The organism is Achromobacter sp. HNDS-1 (assembly GCF_040084795.1).
GTDB lineage: Bacteria > Pseudomonadota > Gammaproteobacteria > Burkholderiales > Burkholderiaceae_B > Achromobacter > Achromobacter ruhlandii.
The window spans coordinates 2,471,636-2,497,784 of the sequence record NZ_CP157584.1 but is presented as its reverse complement, the minus strand read 5'-3'; the positions used below and the strand labels follow the sequence as shown (position 1 = coordinate 2,497,784).

At 69.2% G+C, this 26,149-nt stretch carries 24 protein-coding genes; 11 read left to right on the top strand and 13 right to left on the bottom strand.

Annotated features, from left to right (window positions below):
- Positions 1 to 70 precede the first annotated feature (70 nt).
- A complete protein-coding gene (locus tag ABFG95_RS11490) occupies positions 71 to 1,882 on the bottom strand; it encodes a M48 family metallopeptidase (RefSeq protein WP_348995871.1) in 1,812 nt (603 codons plus the stop codon).
- Positions 1,872 to 2,747, bottom strand: a complete 876-nt coding sequence (locus ABFG95_RS11485) for an alpha/beta hydrolase (protein ID WP_348995870.1) — start codon at positions 2,745 to 2,747, stop codon at positions 1,872 to 1,874. The genes ABFG95_RS11490 and ABFG95_RS11485 overlap by 11 nt, the downstream gene beginning before the upstream one ends.
- A 118-nt stretch (positions 2,748 to 2,865) precedes the next feature.
- On the opposite strand from ABFG95_RS11485, the gene ABFG95_RS11480 reads away from it, so the two are divergent.
- Entirely contained in the window at positions 2,866 to 3,306 is a 441-nt protein-coding gene (locus ABFG95_RS11480) for a hypothetical protein (RefSeq protein ID WP_175144825.1), read from the top strand.
- Here ABFG95_RS11480 and ABFG95_RS11475 read toward each other — a convergent pair.
- Together ABFG95_RS11475 and ABFG95_RS11470 are read right to left on the bottom strand one after the other, a co-directional pair.
- Positions 3,303 to 4,565, bottom strand: a complete 1,263-nt coding sequence (locus ABFG95_RS11475) for a Zn-dependent hydrolase (RefSeq protein WP_348995869.1) — start codon at positions 4,563 to 4,565, stop codon at positions 3,303 to 3,305. The two genes, ABFG95_RS11480 and ABFG95_RS11475, sit on opposite strands and share 4 nt — an antisense overlap.
- A gap of 5 nt (positions 4,566 to 4,570) precedes the next feature.
- The gene (locus tag ABFG95_RS11470) at positions 4,571 to 5,926 is read right to left on the bottom strand and encodes an amidohydrolase family protein (RefSeq protein WP_348995868.1); all 1,356 of its coding nucleotides are present in this window, start codon (positions 5,924 to 5,926) and stop codon (positions 4,571 to 4,573) included.
- Between the two features lie 101 nt (positions 5,927 to 6,027).
- On the opposite strand from ABFG95_RS11470, the gene ABFG95_RS11465 reads away from it, so the two are divergent.
- From ABFG95_RS11465 to ABFG95_RS11420, 10 genes are all read left to right on the top strand, one after another.
- A complete protein-coding gene (locus tag ABFG95_RS11465) occupies positions 6,028 to 6,924 on the top strand; it encodes a LysR family transcriptional regulator (RefSeq protein ID WP_049076313.1) in 897 nt (298 codons plus the stop codon).
- Positions 6,925 to 7,137: 213 nt separating this feature from the next.
- Positions 7,138 to 8,277 carry a DUF917 domain-containing protein gene (locus ABFG95_RS11460; RefSeq protein WP_336728535.1) on the top strand — a complete coding sequence of 380 codons (1,140 nt, stop codon included), beginning with the start codon at positions 7,138 to 7,140 and terminating at the stop codon, positions 8,275 to 8,277.
- 83 nt (positions 8,278 to 8,360) lie between these two features.
- Positions 8,361 to 9,668, top strand: coding sequence for an MFS transporter (locus tag ABFG95_RS11455; protein ID WP_336728790.1), 1,308 nt, complete (start codon positions 8,361 to 8,363; stop codon positions 9,666 to 9,668).
- A gap of 264 nt (positions 9,669 to 9,932) precedes the next feature.
- Positions 9,933 to 10,631 carry a glutathione S-transferase N-terminal domain-containing protein gene (locus ABFG95_RS11450; protein ID WP_278990058.1) on the top strand — a complete coding sequence of 233 codons (699 nt, stop codon included), beginning with the start codon at positions 9,933 to 9,935 and terminating at the stop codon, positions 10,629 to 10,631.
- A 255-nt stretch (positions 10,632 to 10,886) separates the two neighbouring features.
- Positions 10,887 to 12,239, top strand: a complete 1,353-nt coding sequence (locus tag ABFG95_RS11445; protein ID WP_336728532.1) for a cytochrome c — start codon at positions 10,887 to 10,889, stop codon at positions 12,237 to 12,239.
- Positions 12,232 to 13,131, top strand: a complete 900-nt coding sequence (locus tag ABFG95_RS11440; protein ID WP_336728530.1) for a c-type cytochrome — start codon at positions 12,232 to 12,234, stop codon at positions 13,129 to 13,131. Before ABFG95_RS11445 ends, ABFG95_RS11440 begins: the two co-directional genes overlap by 8 nt.
- A gap of 120 nt (positions 13,132 to 13,251) precedes the next feature.
- Entirely contained in the window at positions 13,252 to 14,178 is a 927-nt protein-coding gene (locus ABFG95_RS11435) for a LysR family transcriptional regulator (protein WP_049076303.1), read from the top strand.
- 145 nt (positions 14,179 to 14,323) lie between these two features.
- Entirely contained in the window at positions 14,324 to 15,739 is a 1,416-nt protein-coding gene (gene tcuA / locus ABFG95_RS11430; RefSeq protein ID WP_068952004.1) for an FAD-dependent tricarballylate dehydrogenase TcuA, read from the top strand.
- Positions 15,726 to 16,928 (top strand): tricarballylate utilization 4Fe-4S protein TcuB, encoded by a 1,203-nt coding sequence (gene tcuB, locus ABFG95_RS11425; protein WP_348995867.1) that lies wholly within the window; start codon positions 15,726 to 15,728, stop codon positions 16,926 to 16,928. The genes tcuA and tcuB overlap by 14 nt, the downstream gene beginning before the upstream one ends.
- An 86-nt stretch (positions 16,929 to 17,014) precedes the next feature.
- The gene (locus ABFG95_RS11420; RefSeq protein ID WP_348995866.1) at positions 17,015 to 17,992 is read left to right on the top strand and encodes a tripartite tricarboxylate transporter substrate binding protein; all 978 of its coding nucleotides are present in this window, start codon (positions 17,015 to 17,017) and stop codon (positions 17,990 to 17,992) included.
- Positions 17,993 to 18,031: 39 nt separating this feature from the next.
- Here ABFG95_RS11420 and ABFG95_RS11415 read toward each other — a convergent pair whose 3' ends face one another.
- From ABFG95_RS11415 to ABFG95_RS11375, 9 genes are all read right to left on the bottom strand, one after another.
- Positions 18,032 to 18,508: a hypothetical protein gene (locus ABFG95_RS11415; RefSeq protein WP_049076298.1), complete on the bottom strand. Its 477-nt coding sequence runs from the start codon at positions 18,506 to 18,508 to the stop codon at positions 18,032 to 18,034.
- Between the two features lie 53 nt (positions 18,509 to 18,561).
- The gene (locus ABFG95_RS11410) at positions 18,562 to 19,281 is read right to left on the bottom strand and encodes a hypothetical protein (protein WP_348995865.1); all 720 of its coding nucleotides are present in this window, start codon (positions 19,279 to 19,281) and stop codon (positions 18,562 to 18,564) included.
- A 106-nt stretch (positions 19,282 to 19,387) separates the two neighbouring features.
- Positions 19,388 to 20,797, bottom strand: a complete 1,410-nt coding sequence (locus ABFG95_RS11405) for a PLP-dependent aminotransferase family protein (protein WP_063582122.1) — start codon at positions 20,795 to 20,797, stop codon at positions 19,388 to 19,390.
- 24 nt (positions 20,798 to 20,821) lie between these two features.
- On the bottom strand, positions 20,822 to 20,962 hold the full coding sequence (locus ABFG95_RS11400) for a DUF2474 family protein (protein ID WP_080977493.1): 141 nt from the start codon (positions 20,960 to 20,962) through the stop codon (positions 20,822 to 20,824).
- Complete coding sequence (gene cydB, locus ABFG95_RS11395) at positions 20,962 to 21,969, bottom strand: cytochrome d ubiquinol oxidase subunit II (protein WP_049076295.1); 1,008 nt, start codon at positions 21,967 to 21,969, stop codon at positions 20,962 to 20,964. The genes ABFG95_RS11400 and cydB overlap by 1 nt, the downstream gene beginning before the upstream one ends.
- Positions 21,970 to 21,973: 4 nt before the next feature.
- On the bottom strand, positions 21,974 to 23,410 hold the full coding sequence (locus tag ABFG95_RS11390) for a cytochrome ubiquinol oxidase subunit I (RefSeq protein ID WP_054414937.1): 1,437 nt from the start codon (positions 23,408 to 23,410) through the stop codon (positions 21,974 to 21,976).
- Between the two features lie 354 nt (positions 23,411 to 23,764).
- Positions 23,765 to 24,511 (bottom strand): acetoacetyl-CoA reductase, encoded by a 747-nt coding sequence (phbB, locus tag ABFG95_RS11385; protein WP_054414939.1) that lies wholly within the window; start codon positions 24,509 to 24,511, stop codon positions 23,765 to 23,767.
- The gene (locus tag ABFG95_RS11380; protein ID WP_336728510.1) at positions 24,501 to 24,971 is read right to left on the bottom strand and encodes a hypothetical protein; all 471 of its coding nucleotides are present in this window, start codon (positions 24,969 to 24,971) and stop codon (positions 24,501 to 24,503) included. The genes phbB and ABFG95_RS11380 overlap by 11 nt, the downstream gene beginning before the upstream one ends.
- A 47-nt stretch (positions 24,972 to 25,018) precedes the next feature.
- Positions 25,019 to 26,146: an ABC transporter permease gene (locus ABFG95_RS11375; protein ID WP_049076288.1), complete on the bottom strand. Its 1,128-nt coding sequence runs from the start codon at positions 26,144 to 26,146 to the stop codon at positions 25,019 to 25,021.
- Positions 26,147 to 26,149: the final 3 nt, after the last annotated feature.

Sequence of the window (26,149 nt, the reverse complement as noted above, 5' to 3'; positions counted from 1 at the left end):
GGTGAATCGACCGCGCGCCGGGCGGAAAGTTGCAAAGCGCCCCGCGTGTCAGTCGGGCTTCAGGTGGACGTCAGGCGGGACGGCGCACGCGCGCCTGCTCGACGCACCACGCCAGCCGGGGATCGCCGGCGGCCATGATGTCGGCCTCCACGTCCAGGCGCAGGCGCGGCAGCAGCCGGCCCAGCAGTTGTTCGCAGTCGCGCCGCAGGTAGCTGGGTTCGCCGGTGAGGCGGCCGATGAGGCGCAGCAGGGCGGCCTCGCGCGCCAGCACCAGCAGCCGATAGCGGCCGCCGGCGGCCGGGCGCAGCAGCCAGGCGCCGGTGGCGATGCGCAGCAACGGGTCGAGCGTGTCGGCCAGCTTGCCGAGCTCGGCGGGCGACAGGTCGTGCGGATGGTAGCCGTCCGCCGCGTCCGCGCGCGGGGGGGATTGCTGCAGGGCGTCGGCCCGGCGGCGGTAGTCCTCGGCCAGTGCGTGGTCGCCCGCGCGCAGGGCCGCCAGGCTGAGCTGGCGCAGGCTGGGCAATTGTTCCGGGCCGGCGTGGTCCGCGACGCGAAGCCAGAGGTCCGCGGCTTCCCGTGGATGCCCCTCGCGCTGGCGGCAGCGCGCCAATTGGGCCAGCAGGGCGGGATGGCCGGGCGCCAGCCGCAGGCCGTCTTCGGCCAGCAGGGCGGCGCCCGTGACGTCGTCGTCCAGGGTGCCCCGCAACCAGGCGCAGCGCGCGGTCTCGTCGGCCGACAAGGCGCGGATGCGGCGTTTGCGCAGCAGGTCGTGGTACTGGGTGGTGAGCGCTTCCCGCTCCTGGCGGACCTGCGCGGCCTCGTCAGCCGATTGCGCCGCGCAGCACGCGTCGAGCCGGGCCGCCAGGGACGCGCGCTGGCCGGACAACCAGGCCTGCGCGGCGGTGGGGGCGGCGCGGCGCCACGGCAACGGCTGGGCCGGATCGGCCGCCAGCGCGGCCAGGCGATGCGCCAGTGACGGGTGTGTATCGCCGTCGCCGGTCGTGGCGCAGAGGGCGGCGTGCAGCCAGACGCGGGCTTCGGCTTCGTCGGCAGGCGCGGCCAGCGCGTCCCGCGCCGCCAACGCCGCGTAGGGCCGCGGCGGATCGCTGGCGGCGAGCAGCGCCGGCCAGGCGTCGCGCAACGCCCGCCATTGCAGCGCCATGGCCGACAGCGCCTCGGCCATGGCGGGCTGGCCGCAGACGCGCGCGGCTTCGGCATCGGCCTGGACTTCGCACTGCCGGGCGAAGTCCAGGCTGACCGCCAGGAAGCGCGGCACGTACCAGGCCACGAACAGCCGCAGCGGCGCGCTGGACAGGCGCCGGCGCCGGTCCAGCCGGCGGGCGACTTCCTGCCATTGCAGACGCGCGAAATACACGCGGCTGGCGTAGCGGCCATGACGTTGCGCGATGTGGGCGTATTCATGCGCCAGGATGGCGCGGCAGGCCGATGGCGACAGCATGTCGAGCAGCGGCAGCCCCAGCCACAGGACGTTGCGGGTCTTGCCGCCCAGCCTGCGGTGCTGGCGGATGGCGGCGTTGAATTCGCCGTCGAGGTAGATCGCATCCAGCGGCGGCGCGGCCATCGCGTCGCGGATGCCGTCGAGCGCTTCGAACAGGCCGGGCGCGTCGTCAGGCCGCAGCGGCAGGCCTTCCTCGCGGGTGTCGGGGGCGGCGCTGAACGGCGTCCTGAGCATGATGACGCCGGACACGAGCGCGGGCAGCGTGAGCGCCACGCCCGCCAGGGCGGCCGCGCCCGGCAGCAGCGCCCAGGCCAGCAGCGGCAGCGCGCACAGCGCCGCGCCGCCGGCCAGCAGCACGCCGTCGCCCAAGGCCAGCCAGGCGCCGATGCGCCAGCGTTGCGGGTTTGCCCGTCTAGTGTCCATGGGTGTCCGCGCGGGCGGGCTGGCGCCGCAATTGCGCATCGATGAATGCGATGATCGCCCGGGTCTGTTCGTTGTCGCCGCCGACATCGGTATTGATTTGCCCGTGATTGCGCGCCACCGGCAGCACCTGCGCCTGGCCGCCGTGCTCGATCAACCGCTGCGCATAGTCGCGCGAACGCTGGCACGACTGCGGCCGCAAGGACGAGCAGACCAGCAGCGTCGGCGGATTGGGGCCGCTCAGTTGCGCGGCGGGCGAGGCGGCGCGCCAATAGGCCGGATCGCTGCCGAATGCCTTGTCATAGAACGGCGCGTGCTCGGCGGCCATGATGCGCGGTAGGTCGAAGGGCGTGCCGTCCAGGATGATGTTGGCCAGCCAGGGCCGGGCGCCGGTGCGTTCGCGCAGCGGGGCGTCGGCTGCCAGCAGTGCCAGCAGATGGCCGCCCGAGGAGTGGCCCATGAGCAGGATGCGCGCCGGATCGGCCCGCCAGGCGGCGGCCTGGCGCTGGATCCAGGCGAGGGCCAGGCCCAGGTCCCCGGCCTGTTCCCGCGGTCCCGCGTCGGGCAGCAGGCGGGTATTGACGGAGACGACCACGAAGCCCAGCGGCAGCCAGCGCGCCAGCTTGTCCCGGATGAAATCGGGTTCTGACTTGTCGCCCTGCAGCCAGGAGCCGCCATGCACCAGCACCAGGATCGGGGCAAGCGGCGCGCCGGGCGCGGCGGGCGCGGCGGGCGCGGCGGGCAGATAGACGTCGGCCATTTGCGCGGCGTCCGGACCGTAACGCTGGTCCGTGAGCGTGACGGCCGACGCCAAACCGGGCGGCAGGCAGAGCAGCGCAAGCAGGCAGAACAGGCGGAGGGCGGACATGGCGGTGGCGCGGGTGGTCGGGATGCCGGGTAATGTAGCCCGGCCGGCGCATGCGTGGGCGACGCGGGGCGGCTCTGTGGCATGCTGTGGGCTGCCCGCTGTCTCCCGACCATCACGCATGTCCAGATTCCTGTCGCGCCTGTGCGATTTCCTGTTGTTCTTCGCCACCGCGTCTTTGTTCGGCGCCTGCCTGACCGCCAAATTGCGCACGGGCAGCTATGGGTTGGAAATTCCCGAGGCGCCCTATATGTACGAGCGCGTCGATTTCTTCCTGCACGCGGCATTCGCTGGGCTGGCCGCGACGGCGGCCCTGGCGCTGGCGGAGCGATTGGCGCGCAGCCGTCTCCCGGCGCTTGGACGCGCCGTGCTCGTCGCGGTGGCCGCATTGCTCGCCATCTATCTCGGGCCGCCGGACCCACAGGTATTCGGCGCCACCTGGGCGCGCTGGGAGGCGACCTTCGAGTTGTTCCTGGGCCAGTGGGATATCGCGCTGCCGTTGGCGCTGGCCGCCGCGGCCGTGCGCGGCGTGCTGCGCGGGGCGGCTGGATCGCCGCGCTAGCCGCGCAACCTGCGATCCAGTTCCAGCACGGTCTGGTACAGCACGCGGGTGCCGTCCAGCAACTGCGCCGGCTCGATCCACTCCTCGGGGCAGTGGCTGCGTCCGTTCAGGCAGGGGATGAAGATCATGCCGATGGGGCCGGTGGGCGCCATGTAGACGGCGTCGTGGCCGGCGCCGCTGGGCAGGCGCATGCTGGCGTAGCCGAGCTGGTCGGCGGCGGCCTGCACCGCGTCCATCACCAGGGGCGTGCAGTCGGTGGGTTGGGCCCGGCTCAACTGGACGAAGCCGGCGGTCAGGCGCAGCGCCTTCAGGTCGGCGGCCACACCGGCCATCAGCGTTTCGGGGAAGGCGTCCAGCACGGCGTTGCTGTCGCTGCGCATTTCCAGCGTCAGCTCGACGCGGCCGGGCACGGCGTTGGCGGCGTTGGGCGTCATGGCGAGCTTGCCGACGGTGGCGACCACGTAGTGCGGGTTGCCGCTGGCGGCGCTGGCCTGGCGGCTGGCGGCATCGATGATGCGGGCCGCGCCGACCAGCGCGTCGCGGCGGATGTCCATGGGCGTGGTGCCGGCGTGATCGGGCTGGCCTTTCACCGTGATCAGCACGCGGCGGATGCCGACGATGTTGGTGACCACGCCGATGGGCAGCTGGCGGCTTTCCAGCACGGGGCCTTGCTCGATGTGCAGTTCGACGAAGGCGGCGGTGCCGTCCGGGCCGCGCAGGGGCGCGGTCAGCGCGCTGGGATCGCCGCCGATGCGGGCGATGCCCTGCGCCAGCGTCTCGCCGTCGGCGTTGCGCGCGGCCAGCATGTCGGCGCTCAACTGGCCGCTCAGGGCGCGGCTGCCGACGCAGGAGATGCCGTAGTCGCTGGGTTCTTCCGACAGGAAGTCGATGACCTCGAACGGGTGCTCCAGTTCGATGCCGTGTTCCCGCATCGTGTGGGCGACCTCGATGCCGGCCAGGACCCCGATGATGCCGTCAAAGCGGCCGCCGCTCATCACGGTGTCGCAGTGCGAGCCGGTGGCAATGGGCTTGCGGTGCGCGTTGCGGCCGGCGCGGGTGCCGATCAGGTTGCCGCCGGCGTCCAGGCGGGTGGCCAGGCCAGCGGCCTCGAATTCACCGCGCAGCCACTCGCGCGCTTGCAGGAACAGCGGCGAAAAGGCGCGGCGGGTCCAGGGTTGGTCGGGCAGGGTGTAGCGCGACAGGGTCTCGACGCGCGACCACAGGCGCTCGGCGTTCAATGGGGGCAAGGACATGGCCATGCCGTTCATGCCTTGCGCGGGCGCAGGAAGCGGCCGTCGCCCGGGTTGTTGACGATGCGGCGGCCATCATAGACCTGCTGGCCGCGGCACCAGGTGCCGGCCACGCGCACGGTGAACTCGCGGCCCTCGAACGAACTCCATTGCACCGCCGACAGGCTGGTGGACGGATCGTAGGCATGGCGTTCCGGCGTCAGGATGACGATGTCGGCGTCCTTGCCGACCTCCAGCGTGCCCTTGCGGTCGTCCAGCAGGAAGTGGCGCGCGGGGTTGTCGCACAGCTGGCGCACCACCATCGACGGCGAGATGCCGTGTTCCTCGCAACCGGTCCAGAAGGCCGGCAGCAGCGTTTCCAGGCCCGGGCCGCCGGACGAGTTCTTGAAGACGTTGGGGTTCTGCTTGCGCTCCAGGCCCCAGCTGACGTGATCCGACGACACGAAGGTGCATTCGTCGTTGGCGATGTGGGTCCACAGCAGGTCGACCTCGGCCTTGGGACGGATCGGCGGGTAGTGCTTGGTCTTGGCGCCGAAGCGGCGCGTGTGCTCCTCGTGGTTCAGCATCAGGTACTGCACGCAGGTCTCGATGCTGGCGCGGTGGCCGTTGCGGCGGTACATGTTGCAGATCTCGAAACCGCGTGAGGTCGAGACGTGCACCGCGTGGGCGCGGGCGCCGGTCTCGGCGCCGATCTCGTAGATCAGCGCGGTGGCCAGGTTCTCGATCAGCGGCGTGTGGGCGCGCATGAAGGCGTCCCAGCCGGTGTCGTCGGCCTCGATCAGGCGGGCGATGTTCTTGCGCGTCATCTCCTGCATCTGGTTGTGCACGCCGCACACCAGGCCGGACGGCGCGATCAGGCGGAAGGCCTCGTACAGGTCGTCTTCCTCGATACGCGGGAAGCGGCCCGGGGTGGCTTCGAAGGTGGAGAACTTGAAGGCACAGACGCCGCCTTCGATCAGGCCGGCGGCGGCCGCCAGGCCGTGTTCCTTGTTCAGGGTGCCGAACAGCCCCACGTCGACGTGGCAGTCGCGCTCGACCTCGGCGATCTTGGCGTCCAGGTGCGGGCGCGAGGCGACCGGCTCGGGATCGTCGTAGGGCATGTCGACCATGACCGTGACGCCGCCGGCGGCGGCCGCGCGCGAGGCCCAGCCCAGGCCTTCCTGGTTGGCCTGGCTGCCGGAATGCACCTGGCCGTCGACCACGCCGGGGATGATCCACTGCCCGCTGGCGTCGACGCTGTCACGCGCCGCGGGGGGCACGCCGATGCCGCGCGCGGCGATCCTGCCGTCCCGCACGGCCAGCCAGCCGTTTTCCACGATGCCGTGCGGATCGACGATATTGCCGCGCACCACCCAATCGAAATCGCTCATGACCCCTTCCATCCAATGAAGAACTGTAGGGCAGTGTAGTAAGCGCGATTCAAAACGTCTTATGCTTATATGTGCATGGGAATTAACATCAGGTTAAGCATATGAAATTGAATCTGCGCCAGATCGAGGTCTTCCGCGCCATCATGTTGAGCGGCTCGATCAGCGGCGCTTCCAAGCTGCTGTTCGTGTCGCAGCCGGCCGTCAGCCGGCTGATCGCCTACACCGAGCAGCGCCTGGGCCTGATGCTGTTCGAGCGCATCAAGGGGCGGCTCTACCCCACGCCGGAGGCGCGTCGGCTGTTCGTCGAAGTGACCGCGCTTTACCAGAACGTGCAGCGCGTCAACGAGGTGGCCGACAACCTGGCCGAGAACCGCGAGGGCCAATTGCGCCTGGCCTGTAGCCCGAGCCTGGGCCAGTCGCTGCTGCCGCGCGCCATCGCCCGTTTTCGCCAGCTGCATCCGGAAATCCGCATCGTGCTGCAGACGCAGATTCCGGCGGCGATGGAACAGTCGCTGCTGACCCAGCAGGTCGAGCTGGGCGTGGCCTACATGCCCGTGAACCATCCCAGCCTGGCGACCCGGCCGCTGTACGAGAACCGCATCGTCGCGGTGCTGCCCGCCGGCCATCCGCTGGCAGGACGCCGCCAGGTCACCGCCGCCGAACTGGCGCGCGAGCCGCTGATCGGCTACAGCGCAGACATTCCCTTCGGCATGCTGGTGCACAAGCTGTTCGGCGCCGAGGACGCGCAGCCCGAGCCGCGCATCGAGGTGCAGCAGGCGCACGTGGCCTGTGCCCTGGTGCAGGCCGGCGCCGGCGTGGCGCTGGCGGACGAGATCACCGTGGCCGGGCCGATCTGGTCGGATGTGGTGACGGTGCCGATCGCCGACACGGTCAACGCGCCGGTCAACGTGTTCCACCTGCAATTGCAGCCGCTGTCGCGGCTGGCGCAGGCCTTCATCGACGTGCTGGTGACGCTGGATCTGCCTGCCGGCGCCTGATCGTCCCCCTGCCGCCGCCTGGGGATATCCCTAGGTCTGTTCCGTCCCGGGATTGCCCCTCGCCCGGGGCGGGCCCCGCCATTAACCCAATGTTATGAACAAGGCATAAAAGGTAATACGACATTAAAGGGATTGGTTCCTATGATGCGCTCGTCTGTCCAGCGCGCACGCCGCTGGCGCGGCTAACGCAATCGGGAAAGGAAGGGCGCAGCAATGGGAAGAATCTTGACGATGCAGGACGTCGAGGCCGCGGTCAGGGGCGGTTCGGTGTTCGCCTGTGGCGGGGGCGGCTGGGCCGAGCATGGCCGCGAACTGGGATCGTTGGCCGTGACCATCGGCCGGCCCGAACTGGTGTCGATGGACGAAGTGCCCGATGACGCCTGGATCGCCACCGCCGCCGCCATCGGCGCGCCGGGCGGCCTGACCGACTGGCAGATGCTGGGCATCGACTACGTCAAGGCGGCCGAGCGCCTGCAGGACGCGCTGGGCGATCGCCTGTATGGCCTCATCATCGGCCAGAACGGCATGTCCAGCACGCTCAACGGCTGGCTGCCGTCGGCGATGCTGGGCACCAAGGTGGTGGACGCGGTGGGCGATATCCGCGCCCATCCCACCGGCGACATGGGCTCGCTGGGCCTGGCCGGCAGCCCCGAGCCGATGATCCAGTGCGCCGTGGGCGGCAACCGCGCCAACAACGCCTATATGGAATTGACGGTGCACGGCGCCACCGGCAAGGTCTCGCCGGTGCTGCGCCGCGCCGCCGACATGGCCGGCGGCTTCATCGCCAGTTGCCGCAACCCGATCCGCGCGTCCTACGTGCGGCGCCACGCCGCGCTGGGCGGCATCAGCCGCGCGCTGGCGCTGGGCGAGGCGATCCTGGCGGCGCAGCCCAAGGGCGGCAGCGCCATCATCGAGGCCATCTGCAAGGCCACGCAGGGCGAGATCATCGGTTCGGGCAAGGTGGCGCGCAACACGCTCAAGTACACCGAGGAAGCCTTCGACATCGGCACGGTCGAGATCGGCGAGGGCGCGGGCAAGCGCGTCATCCACGTCATGAACGAACACATGGCCGTGACCGACCCGCAGGGCGAGCGCATCGCCTGCTATCCGGACGTGATCACCACGCTGGACGCCGACGGCAATCCGGTCAGCGCCGGCAAGCTGCGCGAGGGCCTGCCGGTGTCCATCCTGCACGTGTCCAAGCAGCACATCCCGCTGTCATCGAGTGTCACCGACGCGTCGGTCTACCCCATCGTCGAGAAGGCGCTGGGCATGGACTTCACCGGCTACGCGCTGGGTGGAGTCGGCAGAAGGGACATCGACCGCATCGACACGATGGCGACGCGGGTTTGAAAGGCAATACATAACAGCCCCGGACACGGGGCGAATCAACGGGAACGTCAATGAAAAACATCGCAATCAACCCGGGCGCGGGGATGGCGGGGGGCAATGCCGCCCACGCCGGCGCCGACGAGCACAAGGGCGCCAAGAAGGCGGTCATCGCCGCCTCCATCGGCAACGCGCTGGAGTGGTACGACTTTTCGGTCTACGCGCTATTCGCGGTGTATATCGGGCAGAACTTCTTCCACAATGCCGATCCGACGGTGCAGCTGATGGCCTCGTTCCTGGCCTTCGGGCTGGGCTTCGTGGTGCGGCCGCTGGGCGCGCTGGTGCTGGGGGCCTATGGCGACCGCGCCGGCCGCAAGGCGGCGCTGACCATGACCATCATGTTGATGGCGGCGGGCACGCTGCTGATCGCCATCGCGCCGCCGTATGCCGCCATCGGCGTGGGCGCGCCGTTGCTGATCGTCTGCGGCCGCATGCTGCAGGGCTTCTCGGCCGGCGGCGAAGTGGGCGGCGCCACCGCCTTCCTGGTCGAGCACGCGCCGGCCGGCAAGCGTGGCCAATATGCCTCGTGGCTGCAGGCCAGCATGGGCATCTCCAACCTGCTGGGCGCGCTGGTCGCCACGCTGGTGACCACGCTGCTGACCGAAGACCAGGTGGGCGAATGGGGCTGGCGCATGCCGTTCATCGTCGGCCTGTCGATCGCGCCGGTGGGGCTGTGGATGCGCCGCACGCTGGACGAGACGCCGCATTTCCGCGAGGAACAGCAGCGCCAGGCCGCCAGCGGCAAGCCCGTCAAGGCGCCGCTGTTGAGCGTGCTGCGCGATTATCCGCGCGAGCTGTTCACCGGCCTGTGCATGTCGGTGCTGTGGGCCATCGGGCCATATGCGCTGATCATCTTCATGCCGATCTACGTGCAAAAGAGCATGGGCTTCACCAGTTCGCAGGCTTTCCTGGGCGCGCTGATCGGCAACCTGTTCCTGATCGGCGGCTGCTTCTTCTCGGGCACCCTGTCCGACCGCTACGGCCGCCGCGCCGTGCTGCGGGCCTCGGCGCTGTTGCTGCTGATCGCGGTGTATCCGCTGATGATGTGGTTGCAGGCCAACCACACTCAGTTCGCGCTGATCGTGGTGCAGTCGTCGTTCTGCCTGCTGGTGGCGTTGTACGTCGGCACCGCGCCGTCGGCGCTGTCGGAGGTGTTCCCGACGGCGGTGCGCTCGTCCGGCATGTCCCTGGCCTACAACACCGCCGTGACGGTGCTGGGCGGCTTCGCGCCGGCCATCCTGACCTGGATCACCTACACCACCGGCGTGGCCTTCGCGCCGGCGCTGTACGTGATGGGCGCCTGCGTGGTGGCGCTGGTGGCCTTGACCGTGCTGCCGCAGAAGCGCCACGTCTGAGGCCGACGCGCCGGGCGCGGCCGCGTGCTGCCCGGGGCGTGGGGGAGCAGGCTGCCGCCTTCGCCGCGTGGGCCGCTGACAGTGCGCTTTCCGCTGGAACACTGTGTTGCGCCGAGGGGGGCCGCGGCGCGGCCGGCGGGCGTTTGCTTGCGGGCGATTTGCGCTACATTTGCCCGACGCCCCGCAAGCGCCGCAAGACGGCGCCGCGATCGCGGCGTCTCATCGGCCCTTCATCGACACCCGGATCTCCAGGAGCTCCCCCGCATGTCCTCCCTCGACGCGTTCGCCATCACCCGGAAATGGCCGGCCCAGCATCCCGACCGCATCCAGTTGTATTCGCTGCCCACGCCCAACGGCGTCAAGGTGTCGATCCTGCTGGAAGAGCTGGGCCTGCCCTATGAGCCGCATCGGGTCAGTTTCGACTCGCAGGACCAGTTCTCGCCGGAATTCCTGTCGCTCAGCCCGAACAACAAGATCCCGGCCATCCTCGACCCCAACGGCCCGGACGGCAAGCCGCTGGCGCTGTTCGAGTCCGGCGCCATCCTGGTGTACCTGGCCAGCAAGACCGGCCAGTTCATCCCGGCCGACACCGCCGGCCGCTACGAGACCCTGCAATGGGTGATGTTCCAGATGGGCGGCATCGGCCCGATGTTCGGCCAGTTGGGCTTCTTCCACAAGTTCGCCGGCAAGGACTACGAGGACAAGCGTCCCCGCGACCGCTACGTGGCCGAATCCAAGCGCCTGTTGGGCGTGCTGGACAAGCGCCTGGAAGGGCGCGACTGGGTCATGGGCGAGCAATACACCATTGCCGATATCGCCATCCTGCCGTGGGTGCGCAACCTTATCGGCTTCTACGGCGCGGGCGACCTGGTCGACTTTCCGCAGTTCAGGAACGTGGCCCGCGTGCTGGAAACCTTCGTGGCGCGTCCGGCCGTGGTGAAGGGCCTGGCGATCCCGGCCTGACGGCCCTCAATTGGTGCCAGTCCGGCGGCTCATCGCGGCCCGCCGGAGCGGCCCGATCCGCGCATTCAGGAGATCGTTCCCCTGTTAATTAGTCTGAGGGATCGGGCCGGTTTGCGCCGCATCAAACAACGCCGATACTTTCATTCTTTTCGGTCATATGCTTATTACCAAAAAGCGTAAGCTGCCTCCATAAGCTGGACCACGCAGTACGAACACCCCGACGTGCGCGCTGGCCGGCAGCAACGGAGGGATGGAATGAAGCACTTCGGGATCAAGGCGGTGGCGCTATTGGCGCTGGCGGGCCTGGGCGGCGGTATCGGCGGCGCCCACCTCTTGACCGCCGTCCGCAAGACGGACAGCACGGCGGTCGTCGATCCGCAGGACCGCCGGCTGGCCGAAGCCGGCGCCTACATCGCGCGCACCGCCGACTGTATCGCCTGTCATAGCGCGCCGGGCGACAAGCCGTTCTCGGGCGGCCTGGCGATGCAGACGCCGGTGGGCACCATCTACTCCTCCAACATCACGCCCGACAAGCGCACCGGCATCGGCGCCTACAGCTACGCCGACTTCAAGAACGCGGTGCAATACGGCATCCGCAAGGATGGCGCCACGCTCTACCCGGCCATGCCGTATCCGTCGTACGCCATCATGCCCGACGCGGACATCCAGGCGCTCTACGCGTATTTCATGTCGCAGGTCGAGCCCGTGGACAAGCCCAGCGCCGACTCCACCATTCCGTGGCCCTTGAACATGCGCTGGCCCATGGCCTGGTGGCAGCTGGTGTTCGCCGGCAAGCGCGACTTCGCCGCGCCGGCAGGCGCGGACGAGCAGGTCCGGCGCGGCGCGTACCTGGTGGAAGGTCCGGGCCATTGCGGCGCCTGCCACACGCCGCGCGGCCTGGCCTACCAGGAAAAGGCGCTGTCCATGGCGGACGGCGACGCCTTCCTGTCGGGCGCCGTGATCGACGGCTGGCGCGCCAAGAGCCTGCGCGGCGAAGCCCGCGGCCTGGCGTCCTGGAGCGCGGACGACATCGCCCTGTTCTTGAAGACCGGCCGCACCGACCGGGTCGCGGTGTTCGGCGCCATGGCCGACGTGGTCGAGCACAGCACGCGCTATTTCACCGATGACGACCTGGCCAGCATCGCCGCTTACCTGAAGCAGCTGCCGCCGGTGCCCGGCAAGGCGCCGGCCTTCCCGGCCAAGGCGGATGTCACCACGGCGTCGCTGCTGGCCGGCCGCTACGATTCGCGCGGCGCGGTGATCTACATGGAGCATTGCGTCATCTGCCACCGCGCCGATGGCCAGGGCATGCCGCGCATCTTCCCGGCGCTGGCGGGCAACTCCGCGATCTTCGCGCAGAACCCGCAGTCCATCATCCAGATCACGCTGGAAGGCGGCAAGATGCCCGCCAACGACCATGACGCCATGGCCTTCGCGATGCCGCGCTTCAACCACCTGAGCGACCAGGACATCACCGACGTCATCAATTTCATCCGCACGGCCTGGACCAACCAGGCGCCGCCGATCGCCAGCGACGAGGTCGCGCACATCCGTGGTTTCCTGGCCAGCAAGAAGCCGAACATCGTGTCGGGAGGCAAGCATGAATAAGCTGTACAAGATCGCCGCCGCGGTGGCGCTGGTGGCCGGGGGCGGCCTGGCCGCGCTGGCGGCGCCGCCGGCGCCGGCCGGCGAGACCAGGACTTTCGCCGTGCTCGACAAGGACGGCAAGCGGCTGGCCGACTACACCATTCCGTCCGACACCCTGATCGACCAGGCGCCCAACGCCGAGCAGATCCGGTATGGCCAGCGCCTGCTCAACGAGACCCGCCGGCTGCTGCCGGATAACACCGGCGCCAGCCTCAATTGCAGCAGCTGCCATGTTCAGCAGGGCAAGAAGCCGCTGGGCGCGCCCTACATCAATTCGGTCAATTCGTTCCCGCAGTTCAATCCGCGCGCGGGCCGCGAAGTGACGCTGGCGGACCGCATCAACGGCTGTTTCCAACGCTCGATGAACGGCAAGCCGCTGGACAAGGAGTCGCCGGAAATGCTGGCGATGCTGGCCTACATGAAGTGGCTGGCGCAGGACGTGCCGCACGGCGCCCAGGTGCAGATCAAGAATGCCTGGCCCATCGACACCAAGCTGGTGCCCGACGCGGCGCGCGGCAAGACCCTGTACGCGGCGCAGTGCGCCGCCTGCCACGGCGCCAATGGCGAAGGCAAGCGCGACGGCGCCGGCAATATCGTGTTCCCGCCGCTGTGGGGCGAGGAATCGTTCAACATCGGCGCCGGACTGGCCCGCACCTACAAGGCGGCGGCCTTCATCCGCAACAGCATGCCGATGGGCGTGAACACTCATGGCAACTGGGGCGAGGGCAAGGTGCTGTCGGACCAGGACGCGGTCGACGTGGCCGAGTACTTCACCCACATGCCGCGGCCGGACTTCCCGCCCAAGGACAAGGACTGGCCGGACGGCAAGAAGCCCAAGGACGCGCGCTATTGAGCAACCGAGCCGGACGCGCGGGCCTGCCCCGTCCGGGGCGGCCCGGATCCGGGCCGGGTGATGGCGCGCTCCACGCCCTACAATCGGCGAGTCTTCCCTCGTGATCGTCCCGGGCCCGCCATGGAACTGCGCCAGCTTCGTTATTTCGTTCGCGTCGTCGAAGCCGGCAGCATCGGCCGCGCGGCCATGTCGCTGGGCATGGTGACGTCGGCGCTCAGCCAGCAGATCAGCCGGCTCGAAGGCGAGCTGGCCACCCGACTGCTGCAACGCAGCGCCAGCGGCGTGGTGCCCACCGATGCCGGGCTGGCGTTTTTCCGCCAGGCCCAGCTGGCGTTGCGCCATGCCGACGACGCCGTCCACGCCGCGCAGCAGGCGCGCCTGGCCGGCCACGTCAGCGTCGGCCTGTCGTCCACGACCGCCTCCATCCTGGGGGCGCCGTTCGTGCAGGCCATGAACGCGCGCTATCCGGACATCCGCCTGCACTTGGTCGAGGCGTTGTCGGGCCACCTGGCCGACATGCTCAACGGCCGCCAGCTCGACCTGGCCATCGTGTTCCATGCCGAAGCGGCGCGCCGCTGGAGCGTGACGCCGTTGCTGGACGAGCCCCTGTACCTGTGCGCCGGGCGCGGCATGACGGGCCTGCCCGCCGGCCCCGCCACCCGCCTGGAGGAGATCGCGGGCCTGCCGCTGGTGCTGCCCAGCGGCCGCCACGGGCTGCGCGCCCTGGTCAGCCGGGGATTCCAGCAGCGCGGGTTGACGCCCCGCGTGGTGGCCGAAGTCGATGGCCTGGCGTTGTTGATGGAGGTGGTGCAACTGGGCTACGCCGCCACCATCCAGCCCAGTTCCGCCACCGCCCGCATCGCGCCGGGGCAGTTGGCCATGGCACGGATCGACGACGCCGATCTGTTCCGGCCCAACCTGCTGGCCAGCCTGTCGGACGACGAATTGTCGCCGGCGGCGCTGGCCGCGAGGTTGGTGCTGGCCGACGTCTCGCGCACCCTGGCGCGCGACGGCAAATGGGCGGTGACCGCGCTGCATGCGTCGTGAGCGGGCGGCGCTTTCCGCCCATGCGCGATGCCACGCACCGGCGCAATACCGCCCTTCACGAATCATGAAGACCCGTTGACGGCGCGCTGATATCGCGGCGCGCGGCGTCGGCCTACAGTCCGTTCCTTGATCCGGGAACGATGACATGGTCGATGTATTGGTGATAGGCGGAGGCAACGCGGCGCTGTGCGCGGCCCTGATGGCGCGCGAGGCGGGCGCCAGCGTGTTGCTGCTGGAAGCCGCGCCGCGCGAATGGCGCGGCGGCAACTCGCAGCACACGCGCAACCTGCGCTGCATGCACGACGCGCCGCAGGACGTGCTGGTGGACGCCTATCCGGAAGAGGAATACTGGCAGGACCTGCTCAAGGTCACCGGCGGCCAGACCGACGAGAAACTGGCGCGGCTGGTGATCCGCGAATCCGCCACCTGTCGCGACTGGATGCGGCGCCATGGCGTCAATTTCCAGCCGCCGCTGTCGGGCGCGCTGCACGTGGCCCGCACCAATGCCTTCTTCATGGGCGGCGGCAAGGCGCTGGTCAATGCCTATTACCGCAGCGCCGAGGCCCTGGGCGTGCGCATCCGCTACGACGCGCCGGTGGACGCGCTGGAACTGCGAGACGGCCGCTTCAAGGCCGCCCGTATCGGCGCCGAGCGCATCGAGGCGCGCGCCTGCGTGCTGGCGGCGGGCGGTTTCGAGTCCAACCGCGACTGGCTGCGCGAGGCCTGGGGCCGCAACGAGCGCGGCGAATGGCCGGCCGACAATTTCCTCATCCGCGGCACCCGCTACAACCAGGGCGTGCTGCTCAAGTTCATGCTGGACGCCGGCGCCGACCGCATCGGCGATCCGTCGCAGTCGCACTGCGTGGCGATCGACGCGCGCGCGCCGCTGTACGACGGCGGCATCTGCACCCGCATCGACTGCGTCTCGCTGGGCGTGGTGGTCAACCGCGACGCGCAACGCTTCTACGACGAGGGCGAGGATTTCTGGCCCAAGCGCTACGCCATCTGGGGCCGCCTGACGGCCATGCAGCCGGGGCAGATCGCCTACTCGATCATCGACGCCAAGGCCGTCGGCCGCTTCATGCCGCCGGTGTTTCCCGGCGTCACCGCCGATTCCGTGCCGGAGCTGGGGCGGCGGCTGGGACTGGACCCGGTGGCGTTCGAGCACACCATCCGCGCATACAACCAGGCCTGTAGAACCGGCACCTTCGACCACACAACGCTGGACGACTGCCGCACCGAGGGCCTGGCGCCCGCCAAGACCCACTGGGCCCGGCCCATCGACACCGCGCCGTTCTACGGCTACGCGCTGCGGCCCGGCATCACCTTCACCTATCTGGGCCTGAAGGTGGACGAGACCGCCGCGGTCCGTTTCAACGGCGTGCCCAGCGACAACCTGTTCGTGGCCGGCGAGATGATGGCGGGCAACGTGCTGGGCAAGGGTTACACGGCGGGCGTCGGCATGTCCATCGGCACCGCGTTCGGCCGGATTGCCGGCACGCGCGCCGCGGCCGCCGCGCGCCAATCGCATCACGCAGGAGCACAGCATGCGGCAGCTTGAAACCCTGGCCCGCGAGGCCCAATCGTTCCCGCAGGCCGCGCCGGCAATGGTCGAACAGCCGGTGCGCTGGCATGGCCGTGGCGCCGCGCTCAGCACCGACGAAGCCGAAGTGGCGCGCGTCATGCAGATCTGCAATGCCTGCCGCTATTGCGAAGGCTTTTGCGCCGTCTTCCCGGCCATGACCCGGCGGCTGGAATTCGGCAAGGCCGACCTGAACTACCTGGCCAACCTGTGCCACAACTGCGGCGCCTGTCTGCACGCCTGTCAGTACGCGCCGCCGCACGAGTTCGCGGTGAACGTGCCGCGGGCCATGGCCAAGGTGCGGCTGCAGACCTACACCGAGTACGCGTTTCCGGCCGTGCTGGGCAAACTGTACCGGCGCAACGGGCTGGCGCTGTCGCTGGCCACGGCGGCGGGACTGGCATTGTTTCTGGCCTTGACGGTGATGCTGACGGGCGGCCTGTTCCACGCGCCGCTGGCGGGCAATTTCTACGCGGTGTTCCCGCACAACACGCTGGCGCTGATGTTCGGCGCGGTGTTCGGCTTCGCCATGCTGGCGCTGGTCATCGGCGCGGCGCGCTTCTGGCGCGACGTCAGCCCGGGCGCGGCCAGCGGCGCGGCGGTGGCCGAGGCCGCGCACGATGCGCTGCGCCTGCGCTACCTGGACGGCGGCCATGGCAAGGGCTGCAACAACGCCGATGATGCCTTCACCCTGTGGCGCCGGCGCTTCCACCATTTCACGTTCTACGGCTTCATGCTGTGCTTTGCCGCGACCTGCGTGGCCACGCTGTATCACTACCTGCTGGGGCAGCAGGCGCCGTATCCGTTCTGGAGCGCGCCGGTGCTGCTGGGCACGGCGGGCGGCATCGGCCTGTTGATCGGGCCGGCGGGGCTGCTGTGGCTGAACCTGAAGCGCCATCCGCTGCAGGGCGACGCGGCGCAGAAGCCGATGGACCGGGGTTTCATCGCGTTGCTGCTGCTAACCAGCGCCACCGGCCTGGCGCTGCTGGCCGGCCGCGATACCGGCGCCATGGCCCTGCTGCTGGCAGTGCACCTGGGCGTGGTGATGGCGCTGTTCCTGACCCTGCCCTACGGCAAGTTCGCCCATGGCATCTATCGCTCGGCCGCGCTGTTGAAGTGGTCGATCGAGAAGCGGCAGCCCGACAGGCTGCAGTTAGGCGCCGATTGAGCCGTGGAGCGGCCGTCCGCCGGCCGCTCCGCGCATGACGGCGTCCTCGAAGACGCCGCGATCCCAATATTCCCCAGGAGACTTGCATGATCCCTCATCGCCTTGCCCGCGCGGCATTCGCCGCCGCCTGTCTGCTGCCGGCGCTGCCGGCCGCGCGCGCGCAGACCTTTCCCGCCAAGCCCATCACGCTGGTCGTGCCGCATTCGGCCGGCGGCACCTCCGACATCCTGGCCCGCACGGTGGCGGCCGAGGCGGCGAAGACGCTGGGGCAGACCATCGTGATCGACAACAAGGGCGGCGCCAACGGCACCATCGCGGCCAAGCAGGTGGCATCGGCCGCGCCCGACGGCTATACGCTGCTGCTGGCGACCGCCAGCACGCACGGCATCAACCCGTCGCTGTATTCGCGCATCTCGTATGACGCGGTCAAGGACTTCGCGCCGGTCACGCTGCTGGCCACCGTGCCCAACGTGCTGGTGGTCGGTCCCAACGTGAAGGCCGCGACCGTGTCCGAGCTGATCGCCTACGTCAAGGCGCAGGGCGATCGCAGCAACATGGGTTCTGCCGGGGCGGGAACGCCGGGCCACCTGGCCGGCGAGATGTTCAAACGGGCCGCCGGCCTGCAGTTCACGCATGTGCCGTACAAGGGCGGCAGTCCGGCCATCACCGACCTGATCGGCGGTCAGATCGACTTCATGTTCACCACTATTCCGGGCGTGCTGCCGCACGTCAAGGCGGGCACGCTGCGCGCGCTGGCGGTGACCTCGCCGCAGCGCTCGCCGGCATTGCCCGAGATTCCGACCATGGCGGAGTCGGGCCTGGCGGGGTTCCAGGCGCTGTCGTGGCACGGCGTGGTGGCGCCGGCGGGCACGCCGGACGCGGTGGTGGCGCGCTTGAACGAAGCCTTGGGCGGGGCCTTGGCCGCGCCGACGGTCCGGCAGCGCCTGATGGAAGAGGGGGCGCAGGCATCGACCCTGCATACGGCCGCATTCGGCGCGTTCATCGAGCGGGAGATCGCGGCCTGGGCGCAGGCCGTGAAGGATTCCGGCGCCACCGCGAACTGAGCGCGTTGCGCGGCGGCGCCCCGCCTCGGCGGTGAGGCTTCAACCCGCCTGGTAGGCGTCGCACAGGGCCAGGTATTCGTCGCCGCTGATCGCCAGCGCCATGGCCGGGATCAGCACGCGCTTGCGATCCGGCAGCGAGGTCTTAAGCTGGATCTGGCGGCCGATCGGAATGCCGACGTAGGTCTGGTTGACGTAGGTGTTCTCGTTGATGGCGCGCCACGGGATGAGCGTGCCGTCCGTCACGCGCAGGCCTTCGCGGGTGAAGGTGATGACGGGCTTGGGGGCGCCGAAGGCGCGCATCAGGCAGCGGATCACCAGCCACACGCCGATGGCCGCGATGGCGGCGAAGAACGCCATGCCGCCCAGATTGCCGCGGGCGCGCGCGGCCAGCGCGCCGAATGCCACCGCGGCCACTGTCCAGATGACGGCGCCGGCGATGAGGCGGTTGCGCGAGTGGTAGACCGGGCGATCGGCCAGGGTCTGGGCTTGGTGCGAGGCGGAGCTGTAGATTTCCATGTCTGGGTTGAAGGGCTAAGGGTGAATGGCCGCCATGCGGGCGGGCGTTGGAATCAGGCGGGCAGGTAATGCCGCAGGCAGGCCAGCAGCACCGGCTCGTTGTCGATGCCGGAGCGGTCGACCTTGTGGGTCTTGCCGCGCGCGACGATGATCAGCGTCTCGTCGGTCTCCATGCCTTCGCTGTCCGATTGCGTGCGGATGGTGTCGATGCTGGCCCACGGAATCGGCCGGCCCTTGTGGACCAGGCCGGCCGCGTTCATGCCCAGCGCGCCGAAGGAGACCGTGGCGCCGGCATCGATGCGGCGCCGGACGTCGGCTTCGAGATGGCTGCCCACGCGCGCGTCCAGCAGGTCGAGCAATGCGTCGGCATGGTCCCAGATGGCCAGCCGCAGCCGCACACGCCGGCCATTGCCCAGCGTCAGCAGCAGGTGATCACGGTTGTGCCGATGGCGCATCGAAACGATGTCGGCGTAGGGCACCGTGAGCGCGCCCAGATGCAGCGCCCGCTCATCCAGCGTCAGCGTGGCGGGCGCGCGCCACCAGGCGACCAGGTCCGAGCCGCGCCACAACAGGTAGCCCACGGTCGGCAGGGTCAGGAAGAAGATCAGCCACATGGCGCGATAACGCAGCATCTCGACCAGCAGCCGGCGCGGCAGCAGCCAGATGTCGACGGTGGCCAGCAGTTGCGCGGCGAACAGGTAGAGCAGCGCAGCCGCGCCGAGGTAGCAGCCCAGCGCGTAGCGCGGCAGGATGCGAGGAAAGGAAGCCGTCATGCGAGCAGCGGGCCGCGACGCGGCACCGTCCTGAACTTTGAAGGCTTGGCACTCTAAGGCGATGTCCGGCGGGCCGGGGTTTCCATCTGTATCAATATCGCGTATTTCATGTCGCCATCAGCTTGCCCAGCGTCGCCATGCCTTGCTCCATCGCCTCGTTCCAGGGATGGCCGCAGTTCAGCCGCAGGAAGTTGCCGAACGCGCCTGAGCTGGAGAACAACGGTCCCGGCGCGATGCTGATGCCATGGTCGAGCGCGGCGCGGTGCAAGCGCAGGGTGTCGACGCGCGCCGGAAGCTCGACCCAGGTGAAGTAGCCGCCCAGCGGCCGCGTGGCGCGCGTGCCCTTTGGGAAGTAGCGCGCCACCGCCTGCAGCATCTCGCCCTGCTGCAAGGCCAGCGTCTGGCGGAACTGGCGCAGGTGGCGGTCGTAGCCGCCCTGCGCCAGATAGGCGGCAATCGCCGCCTGCGTCGGCGCGGCGGTGGCCAGGCTGGTGGTGAGCTTGTTGCGCATGATGGCGCGGGTGTAGCGCCCGGCCGCGACCCACCCGACGCGATAGCCCGGCGCCAGCGTCTTGGAGAACGACGAGCAGTGCATCACCATGCCCTCGGTGTCGAAGGCCTTGGCGGGACGCGGCCGCGTGGCGCCGAAGTACAGTTCGCCATAGACGTCGTCCTCGATCAGCGCCACGCCGTGGCGCGCCAGCAGCCGGACCAGCGCTTCCTTCTTGGCCTCGGGCATCAGGCTGCCCAGCGGATTCTGGAAGGTTGTCATCAGCCAGCAGGCGCGCGGCTGGTGCTGCACGATGGCCCGCTCCAGCGCCTGCAGGTCGATGCCTTCGCGAGGATGCGTGGCCACCTCGATGGCGTGCAACTGGTTGCGTTCGAGCGACTGCAGGGCAGCGTAGAACGTCGGCGATTCGACGATCACCGCGTCGCCGGGCCGCGTGACCGCGCTCAGGCAAAGGTTGAGCGCGTCGAGCGCGCCGTTGGTGATGATGATGTCGTCCACCGGCACCGTCAGTCCGTCGGCCAGGTAACGCAGCGCGATGGCGCGGCGCAGCGCGGGGTCGCCGGGGCTGAGATCGTCGATCGACCCCCACGGGTCCAGTTGCTGCACCGTGGTCGCCATGTAGCGCGCCAGCCGGCCGTAGGGCAGCAGCGACGGGCTGGGAAAGGCCGAGCCGAACGGCAGCATGTCGCGCCGCAGGGTGGCGTTGAGCACTTGCAGCACGTTGTCGCTGACATCGACCGGATGGCGGCCGGCGGCGGCGCTGGACAGGCCGTCGGGCTCGGGCAGCGCCGCCTGCGAGGCGCGCAGCACGTAGTAGCCCGAGCGGTCGCGCGCGCGGATCAGGCCGCGCGCTTCCAGCAGGTAATAGGCCTTGAACACCGTCGACGGGCTGACGCCACGGCTGGCGCTGGTCTGGCGCACCGAGGGCAGCCGGTCGCCCGCCTGCAGCAGGCCCGACAGGATCGAGGCGGTGATTTCTTCGGTCAGCCGTTCATAGCGCTTCATGGGGGATCCGTGGAAGACGGCGGTTCAGGTCGACATGCCGATGGCGCGCATCACCAGCCGCAGCGCGCCGGCGGCCAGGCCCAGCGACGCCACGCCGCCGGCCCAGATCAACAGCAGCCACAGCAGCCGGCTGCGCCAGGAGGGCAGGGAGGTCGGCGCGGCCATCAGTGAAACGCCTCGCCGGTGCGCACCTTGCCGCGGAACACGTAATAGGACCAGGCGGTGTACATCAGGATAATCGGAATGATGGCGAGCGCGCCGACCAGGGCGAAGCCCAGGCTCTGCGGCGGCGCGGCCGCGGTCCAGATCGACACGTCCGGCGGGATCACGGCCGGCCAGATGCTGATGCCCAGGCCGCTGTAGCCCAGGAACACCAGGCACAGCGCCAGCACGAACGGCCCCGCGGCAGGCGCGCCGCGCACGCGGCGCATCAGGTCGATGCCGGCGGCCGCCACCAGCAGCGGCACCGGCAGGAACCAGAACATGTTGGGCAGGCTGAACCAGCGCTGGGCGATATGCGGCTGCGCCAGCGGCGTCCACACGCTGAGCGCGGCGATCACCGCCAGCAGCGCCAGCGTCAGCGGCCGCGCCAGCGCGCACATGTGGCGATGCAGGCGGCCCTCGGTCTTCATGATGAGCCAGGTGCAGCCCAGCAGCGCATACGCCACCACCAGGCCCGCGCCGGTGAACAGCGAGAACGGGCTGATCCAGTCCCACGGCCCGCCCTGGTAGACGCGGTCGACCACCGGGATGCCTTCGATGTAGGCGCCCAGCGTCACGCCCTGGAAGAAGGTGGCGCAGAGCGAGCCGAGCACGAAAGCGCGGTCCCACAGCGCGCGGTGGCGCGGGTCGGCCTTGAAGCGGAACTCGAACGCCACGCCGCGGAAGATCAGGCCCAGCAGCATGAACACCAGCGGCAGGTGCAGCGCGCTCAGGATCACCGAATACGCCAGCGGAAACGCGGCCAGCAGTCCCGCGCCGCCCAGCACCAGCCAGGTCTCGTTGCCGTCCCACACGGGGGCGACGGTGTTGACCATGGCGTCGCGTTCCTCGGCGTCGCCGATCAGCGGAAAGAGGATGCCGATGCCCAGGTCGAAGCCGTCCATCACCACGTACATCATCACGCCGAACAGGATGATGACGGCCCATATCAATGCAAGGTCGATGCCCATGGCCTCAGGCTCCTTTGAATCCAGGTTGCGCGGACGGGGCGTCCGCCGAGGTGGAGGCGGCCGACAGCGGCCGCGACGGCTGGCGCGGTTCGCCCGGGCCGCCGGACAGCGGCGCGTGGCCGGGCGCCGGGGTCGGGCCCATGCGGATCAGGCGCAGCATGTACGACACGCCGGCGCCGAACACGAACAGGTACACCGCCACGAACAGCGCCAGCGTCAGCGTCAATTCGCCCAGGCCGTGGCGGGTGGCGGCGTCGGCGGTGCGCATCACGCCGTAGACGACCCAGGGCTGGCGGCCGATCTCGGTCACGTACCAGCCGGCCAGGATCGCCACCAGCCCCGACGGCCCCATCCACAGCGCGAAACGCTGCAGCGCGCGCGACTGGTACAGCCGTCCGCGCCAGCGCGCCCACAGCGCCCAGCCGGCCAGCAGGATCATCAGCATGCCCAGCCCCGCCATCACGCGGAACGACCAGAACACCACGGTGGCGTTGGGGCGGTCTTCGGGCGGATACGACTTCAGGCCGGGGAACTGGCCGTCCCAGCTATGCGTGAGGATCAGGCTGCCCAGGCGCGGCACGTTGAGCGCGTAGCGGGTCTCTTCGCGCTCCATGTCGGGAATGCCGAACAGCGTCAGCGGCACGCCCGCGCCCGGCTCGTTTTCCCAATGGCCTTCGATCGCGGCGATCTTGGCGGGCTGGTGCTTGAGCGTGTTCAGGCCATGGAAGTCGCCCACCACCGCCTGCAGCGGCGCCGAGATCGCCAGCATGGCCATCGCCATCGCGAACATCTTTTTCACCGCCGGGCTGCGGTCGCCGCGCAGCAGGTGCCAGGCGCCGGACGCGCCCACCATCAGCGCGGTGGCCAGGAACGCCGCGATGCCCATGTGCGCCAGCCGGTAGGGGAACGAGGGATTGAAGATCACCGCCAGCCAGTCGGTCGGCACCACGCGGCCATCCAGGATCTCATAGCCCGCGGGGGTCTGCATCCAGCTGTTGGACGCCAGGATCCAGGTGGCCGACACCAGCGTGCCCAGCGCCACCATGATGGTCGAGAAGAAGTGCAGCCCCGGGCCGACGCGCGACCAGCCGAACAGCATCACGCCGAGAAAGCCGGCTTCCAGGAAGAAGGCCGTCAGCACCTCGTAGGCCAGCAGGGGCCCGGTGACGCTGCCGGCAAAATCGGAAAAGAAGCTCCAGTTGGTGCCGAACTGGTACGCCATCACCAGTCCGGACACCACGCCCATGCCGAAATTGACGGCGAAGATCTTGGTCCAGAAGTGGTAGAGATCGCGGTAGACGGTGTTGCGGGTGCGCAGCCAGCAGCCTTCGAGCACGGCCAGGTAGCTGGCCAGGCCGATGGTGATGGCCGGAAAGATGATGTGGAAGGAAATGGTGAATCCGAACTGTATTCGGGCAAGCAGTAGCGCGTCGCTATCCATGGCGGGTGATTCCTGACTTCAAGGCCCGCGCGTTCCTGCCGCCACCGGGCGGCGCGCGCGGACAGGCTGATGCCTGTAGCGTCAAGATAGGCCGGCCCTGCTGAGCAGTACAGATTCAGAAGGCGGCGAAAAAAGCGGATCAGTTTGGCGGGCGTCGACGTGGAAATGGCGCGCCGCCATAGGGAAGACCAGCCGTTTTCATGAAAAGGGCCAGATCCCGCCGTTACAAAAAAAACAGCACAGCGGGACCGCTGTGCTGCCTGATCCTGCCGCCGGGGCAGGGCAAAGGGCATTCGTGTACCGCCGCGCGCGGCTCGCGCAATCCGCGGCGCCGGCCTGCGTTGCGCCGCCCAGTCAGTACATGTGCTGGCCGCCGTTCATGGCGACATTGCTGCCGGTCATGAACGCGGCCGCGTCGCTGCAGATGAACGCCACCAGCGCGGCGATCTCGTCGGGCTGGCCCAGCCGGCCCAGCGGAATCTGCGGCAGGATCTTCTCCTTGAGCACCTCCTGCGGCACCGCCTCGACCATGCGCGTGGCCAGGTAGCCCGGCGACACGGTGTTGACCGTGACGCCTTTCCTGGCCAGTTCCAGCGCCAATGACTTGGTGAAGCCGTGGATGCCGGCCTTCGAGGCGGCGTAGTTGGTCTGCCCGAAGGCGCCCTTGGATCCGTTCACCGAGGAGATGTTGACGATGCGTCCCCAGCCGCGGTCGGCCATCGGCCCGCACAGCGGCTGCGTCATGTTGAACATCGAATCGAGATTGCTGCGCAGCACGTCGTTCCAGTCCGCGTAGCTCATCTTGCGCAGGCTGGCGTCGCGGGTGATGCCGGCGTTGTTGACCAGGATGTCGATCTGGCGGCCCTCGTCCGCCAGGCGCTGGGCCAACGCCTGGCACGAGTCGTAGTCGGCCACGTCGACCTTGGCCATGTCGTAGCGGCGGCCGGCGGCCGCCTCCTCGTCGAGCCATTCGCGCGTGGCCGCCTCGTTGGAGTGGCAGGTAACGATGACGTCATGGCCGGCGTCGAGCAGGGCCCGGGCGATGGCGCGTCCCAGGCAGCCGGTGCCGCCAGTCACGAGCGCGGTGCGTTTATTCGCCATGGCGCGCTCCGAACTGGCTGGCTTCCCGCATGGCCGAGCAGGCCGAGGTCATCTGGTCGCAATACGACGACCACATGCGCGTCAGCGGCGACTCCGCCAGGCCGCCGCTGGCCGCGGCCGAGGCGTTGCGCAGCCAGCCGCTCACCGCCTCGCTGACGCCCGCGGCCAGCGCCGCCTGGTCTTCCAGCGCGGCGTGGGTGATGGCCTGGCTGGCCTCGAGTTGACACTGCCATTGCTTGCGCGTGACCTCGCCCAGCGCGGGCGCGATGTTCTGCCAGTTGCCGTCAAGCTTGAGCGGCGCCAGGGTCGACAGGTACTGGCCGGTGCCGTCGCTGGCCAGGCGCTGGCCCAGCTGCAGCCAGCGCTGCTGGCTCTCGCGCGCCAGTTCGCCCAGGCGCTGGCAGTAGGCGGCATTGGCGCCAGCGAGGTCCGGGGGCGTGGGGGCGTTTGTCTTCTTCATGATGCGTCCTTTTAAAAGAGTGGTAAGGGGCAACGAATGCACAGGCCTCACGCCATCTGGCTGAGGGTCTTGCGGAAACGGGTCAACGAGAAGGCGAACAGGACGCTGCCGATCAGCGCCAGCGCCAGGAACGGTTGCCATACGACGCCAAGGCCGGCGCCACGAAAGAGAATTGCCTGGCCGAGTTCCACGAAATGGGTGGTGGGCGCGGCCAGCATGATGTTCTGCACGAAGTCCGGCATGCTCTCGCGCGGCGTGGTGCCGCCGGACAGCATCTGCAGCGGCAGCAGCACCAGCACCAGCAGCATGCCGAATTGCGGCATGCTGCGCGCGAGGGTGGCCATGAAGATGCCCATGGAGGTGGTCGCGAACAGGTGCAGCGCCACCCCGGCCAGGAACAGCGCCACCGATCCCTCGACCGGCACCTGTAGCAGGCCACGCACGACGAATGTCAACGATAGCGCAGCCGACACCAGGACGACCAGCCCCATGGACCAGACTTTCGCCAGCATGATCTCGGTCGGTGTAACCGGCATGACCAGCAGGTGCTCGATGGTGCCATGCTCGCGCTCGCGGATCAGCGCCGCGCCGGTCAGGATGATGGACAGCATCGTGACGTTGTTGATGATCTCCATCAGGCTGCCGAACCAGGCTTGCGTCAGGTTGGGGTTGAAGCGCATGCGCACCGCCAGGTCCACCGGCAGCTCGGTCGGCTTGCGGTAGCGCTTGACGAATTCGCTGATCTCGTCGGTGATGATCTGCTGGATGTAACTGCTGCCGGTGAACGCCTGGCTCATGCGGGTGGCGTCCACGTTCAGCTGGATCTCGGCCGGCCTGCCGGCCAGCACGTCGCGCTGGAAGTTCGGCGGCACGTTGACCACGAAGGTGTAGCGCCCGGCGTCCATGCCGGCGTCGGCCTCTGCCGAGGTGACCATCGCCGGTCGCGTGAAGTGCGGCGGGTAGAACGCCGAGGTGATGCGTGCGGACAGCGGCGAGACGTCCTCGTCCACGACCGCGATGGCCGCGTTGTGCAGCGACTCGGGCACGGCGGTGGCGGCCGTGTAGATCATCAGCGTGAACGACACGAAGATCAGCGCCAGCATCATGGGATCGCGCGCCAGGCTCCACAGTTCCTTGACGCCCAGGCGGAAAATATTGGCGGCATGTCGCGGCATGGT